We start from the raw sequence: 14916 nt of genomic DNA, 5'->3' as shown, positions 1-14916 counted from the left end.
GTTTCGATCAGTTGCCCTGCTTCGCCAGCCCCGCAAGCTGCGTCATCACCTGCGCCGCGCCCGTCAGGCGCTTTTCCGGCGTCGGGTAGTCGCGGGCGAGGAACAAACTCTGGTCCGGCCTGATCTTGACCAGCGCGCCCTGCCTGGCGATGTAGCCGACCAGTGCCGTCGGGTTCGGGAATTCCTTGTTGCGGAACTGCACAACGACGCCCTTCGGGCCGGCATCGAGCTTCTCGACATTGGCCACGCGGCAAAGCGACTTGATATAGACGATCTTCAAGAGATGCTGGACCTCGATCGGCAGCGGGCCGAAGCGGTCGATCAGTTCCGCGCCGAAGGCGTCGATATCGCCAAGCTCGGTGATCTCGCCGAGGCGGCGATAGAGGCCGAGGCGCAGGTGCAGGTCCGGCACGTAGTCGTCCGGGATCATGACCGGCGTGCCGACGGAAATCTGCGGCGACCAGCCGCTGTCGGCGACTTCCTCGTCGCCCTTGATCTCCGCGACGGCCTCTTCGAGCATCTGCTGGTAGAGCTCAAAGCCGACTTCCTTGATATGGCCGGACTGTTCCTCGCCGAGCAGATTGCCGGCCCCACGGATATCGAGGTCGTGGCTGGCGAGCTGGAAGCCGGCGCCGAGCGTGTCGAGCGATTGCAGCACCTTGAGACGGCGTTCGGCGGTGCCCGTCAGCGTGCGGTTGACCGGCAGGGTCAGGAGCGCGAAGGCGCGGACCTTCGACCGGCCGACGCGGCCGCGCAGCTGGTAGAGCTGGGCGAGGCCGAACATGTCGGCGCGGTGGATGATCATCGTGTTCGCCGTCGGAACGTCGAGGCCTGATTCGACGATGGTAGTCGAGAGCAGCACGTCGTAGCGACCTTCGTAGAAGGCGTTCATGATGTCTTCGAGTTCCGTCGCCGGCATCTGGCCATGCGCGACGGCAACCTTCAGCTCCGGCACGTCCTGGCGCAGGAAATCGTGGATTTCCGAAAGGTCGCTGAGGCGCGGGCAGACATAGAAACTCTGGCCGCCGCGATAGTGCTCGCGCATCAAGGTCTCGCGGATGACGAGCGGATCGAAGGGCGAGATGAAGGTGCGCACCGCCATGCGGTCGACCGGCGGCGTGGCGATCAACGAGAGCTCGCGAACGCCCGTCATGGCGAGCTGGAGGGTGCGCGGAATGGGCGTCGCCGAGAGCGTCAGCACGTGCACGTCGCTCTTCAGCTCCTTCAGCCGCTCCTTGTGCTTCACGCCGAAATGCTGCTCCTCGTCGATGATGAGGAGGCCGAGATTGGCGAACTTGATCGACGAGCCGAGCAACGCATGCGTGCCGACGACGATATCCGTCTTGCCCTCGGTCAGCTCCTTCTTCGTCAGCGCCAGCTCCTTCGAGCCGACGAGGCGGGAGGCCTGCTGCACGCGGATCGGCAGCCCCCGGAAACGCTCGGAGAAGGTTTTGAAATGCTGGCGGGCGAGCAGCGTCGTCGGCACAACAACGGCGACTTGAACGCCGTTCATCGCGGCGATGAAGGCCGCGCGCAGCGCCACCTCCGTCTTGCCGAAGCCGACGTCGCCGCAGACGAGCCGGTCCATCGGCCGGCCCGCGCCGAGATCTTCGCGCACGGCGTCGATGGCGTTCGCCTGGTCGTCCGTCTCGTCATAGGGGAAGCGGGCGGCGAATTCGTCGTAGACGCCGTCCGGCGCGGCCAGCACCGGCGCATGGCGCACGAGCCGCGCGGCGGCGATCTGGATGAGGCCGCTCGCCATGTCGAGCAGGCGCTTCTTGAGCTTGGCCTTGCGCGCCTGCCAGGCGACGCCGCCGAGCTTGTCGAGCAGTGCATCGGTCCCCTCGCCGCCATAGCGCGAGAGGAGGTCGATATTCTCGACGGGCAGGAAGAGTTTTGCGTCGTCCGCATAAACGAGTTCGAGACAGGCATGCGGCGCGCCGGCGGCCTCGATGGTGCGCAGGCCGACGAAGCGGCCGATGCCGTGCTCGGCATGGACCACGATGGAGCCTTCGTCGAGGCCGGCGACCTCGGTTATGAAATCCGCGCCGCGCTTGCGGCGCTTGGCGCGGCGCACCATGCGGTCGCCGAGGATGTCCTGCTCGCCGATGACGACGATATCGCCCGCCTCGAAGCCGCTTTCGAGACTGAGCACGGTCGACCCTGCCTCGCCCGGCTTCAGCTTGCGGAGATCGCCGAATTTCTCGACGGGCACGACATTGCCAAGGCCATGTTCGGCAAGCACCTGCAAAAGACGGTCGAGCGAGCCTTCCGACCAGCCCGTCACCAGCACCTTCGCGCCGGAGGCCCGTTTTTCGGCGATATGTTTCACCGCCTGATCGAAGACGTTGACGCGCGCGCCGTCGGCATCCTCGCTGCCGGCCGGCCGCGCCCAGCGCATGCCGGGCCGTGCCGCAATGGTCTCGACATGACGCGCCTCGCCCTCATGCTCGTTGAAGGGCGAGAGGCGGATGGCATCGCGTTCGTCGAGTTCGCGGGCGAAGCGCTCGGCGTCTAGATAGAGAAGGCCCGGCGGTACGGGCTTGTAGGGCGTCGCCTGCGCCACCTGCCCCTTGCCGGGCGTCGCGGAGGCGAGGCGCGCGTCGTAATAGTCGCGCACGAGGCGGGAGCGCTCGACGGCCGCCTCACGTACCGTATGGTCCGTGACGATACGGAAGCCTTGAAGGTAGTCGAAGGCGGTTTCCAGCTCGCCATAGAACAGCGGCAGCCAATGCTCCATACCGGCATAGCGCCGGCCCTCGGAGACGGCCTGGTAGAGCGCGTCGTCGCGCGTCGCCGCGCCGAAGGAGGAGAGATATTGCTTGCGGAAATGCGAGATCGTCTCCGGCGTCAGCGTCACCTCGCTCATCGGGTTGAGGTCGAGGGAGCGCGCCTGTCCGGTCGTGCGCTGGCTGGCGGGATCGAAGGAGCGGATCGATTCCAGCGTGTCGCCGAAGAAATCGAGGCGCAGCGGCTCCAGGCTGCCGGGCACGAAGACGTCGAGGATGCCGCCGCGCACGGCGAATTCGCCGACCTCGCGCACGGTCGCCACGCGCTCGAAGCCATTGCGCTCCAGCCGTGCGGCTATGTCGTCCATGCGAATCTGGTTGCCAGGCTTTGCCGAGAAGGCGAGGCTTTCGATGGTTGGCCGCGGCGCCGTCTTCTGCAGCATGGCGTTGACGGTGACGAGCACGATGGCCGCATGCGGCTTCTTCTGGTGGGCGATCAGCGCCGAGAGCGCGGAAAGCCGGCGTGCGGAAACTTCGGCGCTCGGCGACACGCGGTCATAGGGAAGGCAGTCCCAGCCGGGCAGCGTCAGCACCGGGATATCGGGCGCGACGAAGCCGAGCATCTGTTCCAGATCGGAAATGCGCTGGCCGTCCGAGAGCACATAGGCGACCGGGCCGGTCTTGCGGGCGAGATCGGCGAGGATCAACGGTTCGACGCCGGAGGGCACGGCGCCGATGGTCATCGGCCGGCCGGCGCCGGCTATGCGTTCGGGAGAAAATCCGGGGATCATGCGCGGTCGTCTTTGAAGAGCGGCGAAAAATCGGGGCGGTAGGCGGCGATGCGCGGGAAGAGGCCGCGCTGGAATTCTTCGGGCACGGGCTTTTCGCCGGTCACCCATTTCACGAGGTCGTTGTCTTCCTCGGCCATGATGCGCTCCAGCTCGTCCAGCTCGGCCTCGGAAAGCGTGGCGATCTCGGCATCGGCGAAGGCGCCGAGCACAAGGTCCATCTCGCGGATGCCCCGGTGCCAGCAGCGGAAGAGGATGCGCTTGCGGCGCGGGTCGATCTCGGCGCTCGAGCGTGTCGTTCCCGTCATGATCGTCCTCGCATTCCAACCCGCAATGTTGCTATTCGCAATTCCGGGCGGAAAACCGCCTGCTCTTTTCCTGGAATTGCTTTGTCGGCGTTTCTATAAACCGGCAAAAGCCGCTTGTCAGCCTTGCCAAAGGCATGATCTCCGGCGATTTTGCCGGCCATGAGACCCGCCCTGCTCGATCCGCTCTTCGCTCCCCTCTCCTCGCTTCCCGGCATCGGCCCGAAGCTTGGCGATCTCTACGCGCGCCTCTTCGGGCAGGAGAGCATCGAGGATTGCCGGGTCGTCGATCTCGTCTTCCATTTTCCGCATTCGATCGTCGACCGGCGCAACCAGCCGGGCATTGCGAACGCGCCGCCCGGCGTCATCGTCACCATTACCGGCCGCGTCGACCGCCACCAGCCGCCGCCCGGCCGGTCCAACCAGCCCTACCGCGTGTTCCTGCACGACGAAACGGGGGAACTGGCGCTCACCTTCTTCCGGGTCAAGGGCAACTGGCTGGAAAAGGCGCTGCCCATCGACGAGACGGTGGTGGTGAGCGGCAAGGTCGACTGGTTCAACGGCCGTCCTTCCATGGTGCATCCCGATTACATGGCGCGGCTCGGCGAGGCCGACAGCGTGCCGCTGGTCGAGCCGGTGCATGGCCTCACGGCCGGCCTTACCTCGCGCGTGCTGCGCAAGTCGGTGGAAGCGGCGCTTGCCCGCGTGCCGCACCTGCCGGAATGGATCGACGCCACGCTGATGCAGCGGCAGGGTTTTTCCTCGGCCTTCGACGCCTTCCATCGTATGCACGATCCGCGCGACGAAACAGACCTCGACCCGCAGGTCCCCGCCCGTCGACGCCTTGCCTATGATGAATTCCTAGCCGGCCAGATTTCGCTCGCCCTCGTGCGCCAGCGTCTGCGCAAGGTGGCCGGCCGGCCGGTGACTGCGACGGGCGTGCTGAGCCGCCCTGTCATCGACGCCCTGCCCTTTTCGCTGACAAACAGCCAGCAGACGGCGATTGCCGAAGTGCTGAAGGACATGGCCGGCGAGCAGCGCATGCTGCGGCTGCTCCAGGGCGATGTCGGCGCGGGCAAGACGGCCGTGGCGCTGATGGCGATGCTGGCCGCCGTCGAATCCGGCGGGCAGGCCGTGCTGATGGCCCCGACAGAAATCCTCGCCCGCCAGCATTTCGCGACCCTCGCCCGCATGGCCGCTCCGGCCGGCGTCACCATCGACGTCCTCACCGGCCGCACCAAGGGCCGCGAGCGCGACGCCATCCTCGAACGCATCGCCTCCGGCGAGACGCAGATCGTCATCGGCACCCATGCGCTCTTCCAGGATAACGTCGCCTACAAGGACCTTGTGCTCGCCGTGGTGGACGAGCAGCATCGTTTCGGCGTGCACCAGCGCCTGCGGCTGACGGCCAAGGGCATCTCGCCCCATATGCTTGTCATGACCGCGACGCCCATTCCGCGCACCCTCGTCCTTGCCGCCTTCGGCGATATGGACGTCTCCAAGCTGACGGAAAAGCCCGCCGGCCGCAAGCCGATCCAGACCGTCGTCGTGCCGCAGGAGCGCGTGGGCGATATCGTCGAGCGCCTGCGCGCCGCGCTTGCCGAAGGCAAGAAGGCCTACTGGATCTGCCCGCTGGTCGAGGAAACGGAAGAGAGCGAGCTGATGTCCGTCGAGGAGCGGCATGCGACGCTGGCGAGCATCTTCGGCCCGGCCGCCGGCCTCGTGCACGGCCGCATGAGCGGGCCGGAGAAGGACGCCGCCATGCTCGCCTTCAAGAATGGCGAGACACGGCTCTTGGTGGCGACGACGGTGGTGGAAGTCGGCGTCGACGTGCCGGATGCTTCCATCATGGTCATCGAACATGCCGAGCGCTTCGGCCTTGCCCAGCTCCATCAGTTGCGCGGACGCGTCGGGCGCGGCGAGGAGGCGTCGAGCTGCATCCTGCTCTACAAGGGACCGCTCAGCGAGAACGGCCGGGCGCGGCTTTCGATCCTGCGGGAGACGGAGGACGGTTTCCGCATCGCGGAGGAGGATCTGAAGCTGCGCGGCGAAGGCGAGCTTCTCGGCACAAGGCAGTCCGGCACGCCGGGCTTCCTCGTCGCCAGCCTCGAGGCGCATGGCGATCTTCTGGAGATCGCCCGCAAGGACGCCGCCTATCTTCTCGAACGCGACCCGGACCTGACGAGCGAGCGCGGCGAAGCGATCCGCACCCTGCTCTATCTCTACCGCCGCGACGAGGCGATCCGGTTCCTCCGCGCCGGCTGACGCCCACGCAAACGTGATTTCGCCGAGAGCGCGCGTGAAGGCATACTCTCCGATGCATCAGCGAAAGAGGAGAAATGCCATGAAGACAGTTCTCGCAGTCGCAGTCATGCTTGGCCTCTCGGCATCCGCGGCCCTTGCGGATTGCGCCTGGCACAACAAGGTCTCGGCGGAAGCCAAGGTCGACAAGACGATCACGACCGCAAGTGTCACCACGACGGAAAAGCAGTCCCGCCTTCCGGCGGATGCGGATATGATCGTTCCGAACGACCAGAAGAAGCCTGTCGTCGAGGAATAATGCGTTTCGAGCCGTCTCGCCTTTCGGGGCGGCTCGCCCTTATCCCTTCTTGCGGGCTTTTGCCTTGGCCTTGCGCTGCTCTTCGCTTTCGAGGAGCTGCAGCGTCTTTTCCGGCGGCGTGACGAGGCCAACCGAGATGATCAGCTTGGCGGCATCCTCGGCGCTCATGTCGAGCGGCACGAGCTTTTCCCGCGGCACATAGACGAGGAAACCGGCCGTCGGGAACGGCGTCGGCGGCAGGAAGCAGGCGACCATGTCCTTGCCCATGGACTTGAACTTCGTCGCGATCTCGCCGCGCGTATCTGTCGCCACGAAGACGACGGACCAGAGGCCGGCGCTCGGATATTCGATCATCGCCGCCTTGTTGAAGGAATTGCCCTTGTCCTTCAGCACCGTCTCGAAGATCTGCTTCAGGCTCTTGTGCACCGTGCGCACCAGCGGCGTGCGGTTGAAGAGCGAATCGCCGAATTCCACGATGGTGCGGCCGATCAGGTTCTTGCCGAGGAAGCCGATAAGCGTGATCAGCACGAGCGCGATCAGCAGGCCGAAGCCGGGAATGGCGAATTGCAGGTAGCTTTCCGGGTTGTAGCGCGCCGGAATATAGGGCTTCACCCAGCTATCGGCCCAGCGGATGAAGGTCCAGGTCAGCCAGATGGTGATGGCGATCGGCGCGCAGATGACGAGGCCGGTCAGGAAATTGTTGCGCAGCCGCATGGCAAGCGACTGTCTCGGAACGAGGTCGGTCATCTGATGTCCAGCGTAGGGCGGGCGTGGGAGGGCGCTCAGCCGTAGAAACCCGGATGATAGGAAACGGTTCCCTCGCCGTAAACCGGAGAAAACGCCACACGCATGAAATACTCGGGGGGTACCCCGTCGAGCGTCAGCCTCGGATCCGGCTCGAAGCCGAAACGGCCGTAATAGGCGGGATCGCCGAGCAGCACGCAGCCCGCCGCACCGAGCGCTTCCAGCCGCGCAAGTCCATCGCGCACCAGCCTGCCGCCTATCCCCCCGCCCTGCCGGGAGGGATCGACCGATATCGGCCCGAGCCCGTACCAGCCCGCGCTGCCGTCGGACACCGAAACCGGGGAAAATGCGACATGGCCGACGACGGCCCCGCCCTCCTCCGCCACCAGCGAAAGCGTCAGGGCGCCGGCCGCGCGCAGGCGGTCTATGATCAGGTGCTCCGTGCCGTCGGCATGGGGTGCGGTCCTGAAGGCTCTTTCCGTCAGCGCGCGGATGGCGTCGATATCGCCGTCCCGCTCCGGCCGGAGGATCATTCGACCGTGACCGACTTGGCGAGATTGCGCGGCTGGTCGACGTCCGTGCCCATGAAGACGGCGGTGTGGTAGGCGAGAAGCTGGATCGGCAGCGAGTAGATCATCGGCGAGATGATCTCGTTGACGTCTGGCAGCACGATGGTCGCCATGGTCGGCAGCCTGGAGGCGGTCGCGCCCTTCTCGTCGGTGATGAAGACGATCCGGCCGCCGCGGGCCGCCACTTCCTGCATGTTCGAGACGGTCTTCTCGAAGAAGCGGTCGTGCGGGGCGATGACGATGACCGGCATGTTCTCGTCGATCAGTGCGATGGGGCCATGCTTCAGTTCGCCGGCGGCATAGCCCTCGGCGTGGATATAGGAGATCTCCTTGAGTTTCAGCGCACCTTCCATGGCGAGCGGATAGCTGGTGCCGCGGCCGAGATAGAGCACGTCCTTGCACTTGGAGAGGTCGCGCGAAAGCTGCTCGATGGCGGGCTGGATGGTGTTGAGCACGCTCGCCATGATGCGCGGCATCTCGGCAAGGTGGCGCACCAGCTCCTTCTCCTCGGCTTCGCTGATCGTGCCGCGTGCCCGGCCCGCGCCGATGGCAAGCGCCGCGAGGACGGCGAGCTGGCAGGTGAAGGCCTTGGTGGAGGCAACACCGATCTCCGGACCGGCAAGGATCGGGAAGACGGCATCCGATTCGCGGGCGATGGTCGATTCCTTCGCATTGACCACCGCACCGATCTTCAGGCCGTTCTCCTTGCAGTAGCGCAGCGAGGCGAGCGTATCGGCCGTCTCGCCGGACTGCGAGATGAACAGCGCGGCGGAGGCTGGGTTCAGCGGGATCTCGCGGTAGCGGAACTCGGAGGCGACGTCGATTTCGACCGGCAGGCGGGCATAGCGCTCGAACCAGTATTTGCCGACCAGGCCGGCGAGATAGGCCGTGCCGCAGGCCGAAATGGCAAGGCTCGGCACCTTGGCGAAGTCGATGCCGCCGGCGACCGGGCGCACCGTATGCGCAAGGAAATCGACATAGTGGCTGAGGGCGTGGGAAATCGCCTCCGGCTGCTCATGGATTTCCTTTTCCATGAAGTGCCGATGGTTGCCCTTGTCGATGAGATAGGCGGCGGCCGAGGAAACCTGCTTCGGACGCTCGACGCGGTTGCCGTCCATATCGAAGATGAAGGCGCCGTCGCGGCCGATCACCGCCCAGTCGCCGTCGACGAGATAGCTGATCTCGCTGGTGAAGGGCGCGAGCGCAATGGCGTCGGAGCCGAGGAACATCTCGCCCCGGCCGTGGCCGATGGCGAGCGGCGGGCCGCTGCGCGCGGCCATGATGGTCGACGGGTCGTCCTCGAAGATTACGGCAAGGGCGTAAGCTCCGGTGACGCGCCGCAGCATGGCATGCATCGCCTCGCGGCGGCCGAGCCCCTCGCGGCGGAACTTCGCGACAAGCTGCGCGACGACTTCGGTGTCCGTCTGCGTGGTGAAGGTCGCGCCGCCGGCGATCAGCTCGTCCTTGATCTCGGAGAAATTCTCGATGATGCCATTGTGCACGACGGCGACGCCATCGACGAAATGCGGATGGGCATTGCCTTCCGTCGGTGCGCCATGCGTCGCCCAGCGCGTATGGGCGATGCCGATGGTGCCGTCCAGCGGCTCTTCCGAAAGACGCTTTTCGAGATTGAACAGCTTGCCCTCGGCGCGGCGGCGGGCGAGCCTGCCGTCGACGATGGTGGCAACGCCCGCGGAATCATAGCCCCGGTATTCGAGGCGCTTCAGGGCATCGACAAGCCGACCGGCGACAGGCTGGTTTCCGACGATACCGACAATTCCGCACATTGCGCGCTCCAATCTCTATCCGACGCATTTCATTGCGTTCTTTTCGTAGAGTTTTTTTCCTGCGGCGCAACACGGCCGCGCTCACTTTCGATTGCAATCGTTAACGTGGGCGCGCCCAATCGGCGAATTACGTCGCCGCCTTCTTTTTCGCATCCTTGAGCGCCTTGTTGCGCTCGCGGATGAGGACGGCCCTGCCCTCCTTGTTTTCCTGCCGCGCCCGGCCGAAGGCGACGGCATCGTCCGGCACGTCCGCGGTGACCACGCTGCCGGAGGCGACATAGGCCCCGTTGCCGATGGAAATCGGGGCGACGAGCGCCGAATTGGAGCCGATGAAGGCATCCGTGCCGATGCGCGTCACATGCTTGTTGATGCCGTCGTAATTGCAGGTGATGGTGCCGGCGCCGATATTCGTGCGCCCGCCGATGAAGGCATCGCCGATATAGGTGAGGTGGTTGACCTTGGCGCCCGCCCCGATCTCCGCCTTCTTCACCTCGCAGAAATTGCCGACCTTCGAGCCCTCGCCGAGATTGGCGCCCGGCCGCAGGCGCGCATAGGGGCCGACCTCGGCCCCGGCCGAGACATGCGCGCCCTCGATATGCGAGAAGGAATGGATGAGAGCGCCGCTTTCGATGCTCACGCCCGGCCCGAAGACCACGTTCGGCTCGATGGTCACGTCGCGGCCGATCTTCGTGTCATAGGCGAGGAACACCGTTTCCGGCGCGATCATCGACACGCCGTCGAGCATCATCTCGTGGCGGCGCCGCTGCTGCCAGAGGCGTTCGATCACCGCCAACTCGGCGCGCGTGTTGCAGCCGGTCAGCTCCTCCTCGGGCGCTTCCACGGCGATTGCCCGGCCGCCGGCAGCGCGCACCACCTCGACGATATCGGTGAGATAGTATTCGCCCTTGGCGTTGCTGTTACCGATCCGGCCGATCAGGTCGAGCGCCTTGCGCCCGTCGATGGCCATCAGGCCGCCGTTGCAATAGGTGATGGCGCGTTCGGCCTCGCTGGCATCCTTGTGCTCGCGGATCGCCAGAAGCTCGCCGTTCTCGACGATCAGGCGACCGTAACCGGTCGGATCGGCCGTCTCGAAGCCGATGACGACAACATCCGCGCCATTGGCAAGCCCGTCCCGCGCGGCGACTAGCGGTGCCTCGGTGATGAGCGGCGTGTCGCCGAAGACGACGAGCACATCGTCGTAGCCCCTGGCGATCGCCTCGCGCGCCGCGAGCACGGCATGGGCGGTGCCGAGCCGTTCGGTCTGGATATGGACGGAGCTGCTGACCGCCTCGTTCCGGGCGGCGATCTCGACCTTTTCCGCATCGCGCCCGAGCACCAGCGCTATATCGGCGATGCCGGCCTTTGCCAGCGCGTCGACGACATGCGCGATCATCGGCCGGCCGGCAACCGGATGCAGCACCTTGGACTGCGCGGACTTCATCCGCGTGCTTTCGCCGGCGGCCAGGATGACGGCCAGGCAGTTGCGCTTCGTCCGGTCTGCGGTCATGGGAATCCCTCGTTCACCCGTATTCGACGCCGTTCCTTAGCAAAAAGGTACAGCGGGAGACAAAGGGATTCCTCCGCGCTTCAATTCGCGTTGCTACGCAGGCGGCTTTCCGTGAGCTGGCCGCTCTCGTCGAGAATCGGATAGGCGACGGAGACGAGATGCGCGTTGACGCGCTTCAAGTCGCGCAGCATGTCGAGATGCAGCGAGCTCGTCTGGAGGCTGTCGAGCCGGCCGTCGCGCAGCCGTTCGAGGTGGCGCTCGGACGACTGCTTCTCCATGCGCCGCACATCGACCTTCACTTCCATCAACTGGCGGGCAAGGCCCGTGTCGCGCGTGACGAAGATCGTCTGGGCGATGCGCAGGTTCTCGATGGTCAGGTTGAAGAGGTTGGCAAGCTCCTTGTAGCCGTCCTCGGAGAATTTCAGCCCGTTGACGATCTTCTTGCGCACCTGCTCCTGCAATCCCTTTTCGATGATGTCGCCGACATGTTCGAGATTGATGGCATAGTCGATGATGATGATCGAGCGCGCCGCGCTCTCGCCGCTGACACCCTGCCGGCCGAGCCGGGAGAGATAGATCTTCACCTCCTGCTGCAGGGCATCGACCTGGTGCTCCAGCTCGCCGACGTCCTTCAGCGGCGAAAGGTTGTTCTCGTTGAAGGCGCGCATGGTGCGGATGAGCATGGCCTCGATGAGGTCGCCGACGCGCAGCACCTCGCGCGTCGCGCCGGACAGCGCGACGACCGGGGTCGAGAGCGCCGAATCGTCGAGATATTTCGGCCCGGTATCTTCCGGCTTCTCCTCCGGCACCAGCTTCTCCATAAGGCGCGACAGCGGACTGGAGAGCGGCCAGAACACCAGCGCGACGACGATGTTGAAGGCAAGGTGCACGTCGACCGGCAGCTTCGTCGCCGGAAGCGGCAGCGCCGCCAGAAGATCGGCGACCTGCCCGGCGAAAGGCAGTACGACCAGACAGCCGATGCCGCGCACGAGGAGGTTGCCGAGCGTCACGCGCCGGGCGGAGGCGGCCGCCTTGAGCGTCGCGATGACCGGCGGCACGGCCCCGCCGAGATTGGCGCCGAGCACGAGGATCACCGTCAGCGCCGGCGACAGGATGCCCATCGCCGCCAGCGACAGGATGAGCACGACCACCGCAAGGCTGGACGAGGAGATGATGGCGAGCACGGTGGAAAAGGCGAGCGCGGCGGGCCAGGCGTCGCCCAGCAGCGTCAGGAAGGCGGCAAGCGCCGGCGACTGGCGCATCGGCTCCGTCGCGAGGCTGAGGAGATGCAGCGAAAGCAGCATCAGGCCGATGCCGACGAGGGCCGAGCCTAGGCCCTGCCGCGCCGAGGAGCCGGACGATTTGTAGAACACGACGCCGACGAGGATGATCAGCGGCGAGATCGATTCGATGCCGGTCGCCACCAGCCAGGCGGTGACGGCGGTGCCGATATTGGCGCCGAGCAGCACGATCTGCGCCATGCGGGCCCGCACGAGGTTCTTTTCCACGAAGGAGGCGATCATCAGCGCCGTCGCCGTCGAACTCTGCAGCGCGACGGTGGCGACGAAACCGGCGAAGAAGGAGCGGAACGGCCCGCGCGTGCCGAGCGCCAGCCCCGATCGCAACTTGACGCCGAAGGCCCGCGTCATGCCGTCCTTGACCAGCGCGAGGCCGAAAAGCAGCAGCGCGACCGCGCCGAAAAGGTTGATCATGACGATCGTGGATTCCACGTCTGCACTCCTTCCTGCAAGGGCCAGCGCGCTGACTCACTGCAGCGATCCTGTATCCGACCACGAATTCTCAAATTATGACAGGGGAATTCAGCCGGAATATGCCAATAATTTCAGAAAATTTTGATTTGCCGGCAAACAAAATCGGCGATGCCTGACCGATTTGCGGCATCGCGCATTTTGCCCGCTATTCCACCCCATCATTCCGCATGTTCCGCGGACTTCAATTCCCGCAAACTTTCCGTTAAGAGACGATCTCCGGCCGCATGGCCGCCGCTATGAGGAAGTTTAGACGATGCTCGACGCCCTGAGACACGCCGCCCAGACCTGGGTGGCAAAAGCCCTGATGATCGTTCTGGTCGGTTCGTTCGCTGTCTGGGGTGTTTCGAACACGATCGTCACCGGCGGTTCGAACGCCGTCGTCACCGTCGGCGACGTCAAGGTTTCGCCCACCGACTTCCGCCTCGCCTACGAGCGCCAGGTCGCCACCATGTCGCAGCGCTTCGGCATGCGGCTGAACGCCGAGCAGGCCCGTGCCTTCGGCGTCGAGAATCAGGTCTTCGCCGAACTCGTCGCGGGCGCCTCGCTCGACCAGCTTTCGCGCGACATGAATCTCGGCCTGTCCGAAGGCCGTCTCGCCCGCCTGATCGCCGACGACCCGGCCTTCCGCGGCGTCAACGGCCAGTTCGACCGCACGGCCTTCTCCGCCATCCTGCGCAATGCCGGCCTGCGCGAGAACGACTATATCAGCAACCGCAGCCAGGTCGCCATCCGCACCCAGGTCGTGGAAGCCGTTTCCGACGGTTACAAAGCGCCCGACGTGCTGACCAATGCGCTGCGCCAGTACCGCAACGAAGCGCGCACCATCGATTACCTGCTGCTCAGCAACGCCAATATCGACCCCGTGAAGGCACCGGGCGACGACGTGCTCGCCCCCTGGTTCGAGCAGAACAAGGCGAAGTACCGCGCGCCGGAATACCGCAAGTTCGTCTATGTCTCGCTGGAGCCGAAGGACATCGCGGACGCCTCCACCATCACCGATGACGCGCTGAAGGCCGAATACGAGCGCGTCAAGGAAAAGTACCGCACGCCCGCCACGCGCACCGTCGAGCAGCTGACCTTCAAGGATCGCGCCGGCGCGGATGCCGCCGCTGTCAAGCTCGCTTCCGGCACGACCTTCGACGCACTCGTCACGGAGGAAGGCAAGACCGCCGCTGACGTCCTGCTCGGCGATTTCACCAAAGAGAACATGCCGGACCAGAAGCTGGCCGACCCCGCCTTCGCCGTGGCCGAGAACGGCGGCACGACGCCGGTGATCGACGGCACCTTCGGCCCCATCATCCTGCGCGTGACCAATATCCGCCCGGAAACGATGAAGACCTTCGATGACGTCAAGGAAGAGCTGCGCAGCGAGCTTGCCCTTTCGGAAGCCGCCGACGGCATCCTCGCCGTCCACGACCGCCTCGAGGACAGCCGCGCGGACGGCCTCACCCTCGAGGAAGCCGCCGCCAAGAACAACCTGAAGGCCGTGACTGTCGAGGCCGCCGACGCCCAGGGCAACGACCAGAAGGGCGACGAGATCGCCGGACTGCCGGAAGAATCCTCCCTGCTCGGCGAAGTCTTCAAGACGGATGTCGGCATGGAGACCCAGCCGATCAATGTTGGCCGCGAAGGCTATGCCTGGTTCGAGGTGCTCGACGTGATCCCGGAACGCGACCGCACGCTCGACGAGGTGCGTGAGCGCGTCGTCGCCGACTGGACGGCCGAGCAGCAGCGCCAGACCCTCGCCAAAAAGGCAGAGGAACTGGCCGAGCGCGTGCGCAAGGGCGGCGATCTTGCCGCCATCGCCGCCGAGCTCGGCATGGTCGTCGAAAACAAGGTAGGCCTTCATCGCGGCGCGCAGGATCCGGTGCTGAGCCCGGCGGCCGTCGCTGCCGCCTTTGCCGGCCCGCTCGGCCAGGTCGCCGCCGCGCCCGGCGTCGACGGCGAGGGCCAGATCCTGCTGAAGGTCACCGAGGTGAACGCGGACGCCGCGACCGACGCGCTCTCGAACGACGAGCAGCAGATCGTCGCCGTCGCCCGCACCAGCGGCGACGACATCCTCGACCAGATGGTCAGCTCGCTGCAATCGGCCTACGGCGTCTCCATCAACCGCACGCTCGCCGAGCAGAGCATCGCGCGATAAGGCAGAAAGGCA

At 65.6% G+C, this 14916-nt stretch carries 11 protein-coding genes; 3 read left to right on the top strand and 8 right to left on the bottom strand.

Features of this window, described 5'->3' with window-relative positions:
• Positions 1-7: 7 nt before the first annotated feature.
• Genes mfd through ShzoTeo12_RS07330 form a run of 3 tightly spaced genes read right to left on the bottom strand, consistent with a single transcriptional unit; the run spans position 8 to position 3986 of the window.
• Positions 8-3520, bottom strand: a complete 3513-nt coding sequence (gene mfd, locus ShzoTeo12_RS07340; RefSeq protein WP_318911930.1) for a transcription-repair coupling factor — start codon at positions 3518-3520, stop codon at positions 8-10.
• Complete coding sequence (locus tag ShzoTeo12_RS07335) at positions 3517-3825, bottom strand: succinate dehydrogenase assembly factor 2 (RefSeq protein ID WP_242222928.1); 309 nt, start codon at positions 3823-3825, stop codon at positions 3517-3519. Before ShzoTeo12_RS07335 ends, mfd begins: the two co-directional genes overlap by 4 nt.
• Entirely contained in the window at positions 3822-3986 is a 165-nt protein-coding gene (locus tag ShzoTeo12_RS07330; RefSeq protein WP_318911927.1) for a hypothetical protein, read from the bottom strand. The genes ShzoTeo12_RS07335 and ShzoTeo12_RS07330 overlap by 4 nt, the downstream gene beginning before the upstream one ends.
• Here ShzoTeo12_RS07330 and recG point away from each other — a divergent pair.
• Both recG and ShzoTeo12_RS07320 read left to right on the top strand, forming a co-directional pair.
• A complete protein-coding gene (gene recG / locus ShzoTeo12_RS07325) occupies positions 3985-6087 on the top strand; it encodes an ATP-dependent DNA helicase RecG (protein ID WP_318911925.1) in 2103 nt (700 codons plus the stop codon). The two genes, ShzoTeo12_RS07330 and recG, sit on opposite strands and share 2 nt — an antisense overlap.
• A 79-nt stretch (positions 6088-6166) precedes the next feature.
• The gene (locus ShzoTeo12_RS07320) at positions 6167-6382 is read left to right on the top strand and encodes a hypothetical protein (RefSeq protein ID WP_318911924.1); all 216 of its coding nucleotides are present in this window, start codon (positions 6167-6169) and stop codon (positions 6380-6382) included.
• Positions 6383-6421: 39 nt separating this feature from the next.
• Here ShzoTeo12_RS07320 and ShzoTeo12_RS07315 read toward each other — a convergent pair whose 3' ends face one another.
• From ShzoTeo12_RS07315 to ShzoTeo12_RS07295, 5 genes are all read right to left on the bottom strand, one after another.
• Complete coding sequence (locus tag ShzoTeo12_RS07315; protein ID WP_318911922.1) at positions 6422-7129, bottom strand: DUF502 domain-containing protein; 708 nt, start codon at positions 7127-7129, stop codon at positions 6422-6424.
• A gap of 35 nt (positions 7130-7164) precedes the next feature.
• Positions 7165-7659 carry an N-acetyltransferase gene (locus tag ShzoTeo12_RS07310; protein ID WP_318911920.1) on the bottom strand — a complete coding sequence of 165 codons (495 nt, stop codon included), beginning with the start codon at positions 7657-7659 and terminating at the stop codon, positions 7165-7167.
• Positions 7656-9482 carry a glutamine--fructose-6-phosphate transaminase (isomerizing) gene (glmS, locus tag ShzoTeo12_RS07305; RefSeq protein WP_318911918.1) on the bottom strand — a complete coding sequence of 609 codons (1827 nt, stop codon included), beginning with the start codon at positions 9480-9482 and terminating at the stop codon, positions 7656-7658. The genes ShzoTeo12_RS07310 and glmS overlap by 4 nt, the downstream gene beginning before the upstream one ends.
• A gap of 127 nt (positions 9483-9609) precedes the next feature.
• Complete coding sequence (gene glmU / locus ShzoTeo12_RS07300; protein ID WP_318911916.1) at positions 9610-10989, bottom strand: bifunctional UDP-N-acetylglucosamine diphosphorylase/glucosamine-1-phosphate N-acetyltransferase GlmU; 1380 nt, start codon at positions 10987-10989, stop codon at positions 9610-9612.
• 80 nt (positions 10990-11069) lie between these two features.
• Complete coding sequence (locus tag ShzoTeo12_RS07295) at positions 11070-12719, bottom strand: Na/Pi cotransporter family protein (protein ID WP_119256365.1); 1650 nt, start codon at positions 12717-12719, stop codon at positions 11070-11072.
• 295 nt (positions 12720-13014) lie between these two features.
• Here ShzoTeo12_RS07295 and ShzoTeo12_RS07290 point away from each other — a divergent pair, with 295 nt between their 5' ends.
• On the top strand, positions 13015-14904 hold the full coding sequence (locus ShzoTeo12_RS07290; protein WP_318911915.1) for a peptidylprolyl isomerase: 1890 nt from the start codon (positions 13015-13017) through the stop codon (positions 14902-14904).
• The last annotated feature ends 12 nt before the right edge of the window (positions 14905-14916 follow it).

The organism is Shinella zoogloeoides, assembly GCF_033705735.1.
Taxonomy (GTDB): Bacteria; Pseudomonadota; Alphaproteobacteria; order Rhizobiales; family Rhizobiaceae; genus Shinella; species Shinella zoogloeoides_A.
Note: the sequence above shows the minus strand (reverse complement) of the source record. Positions and strands in the feature narration are given on the sequence as shown.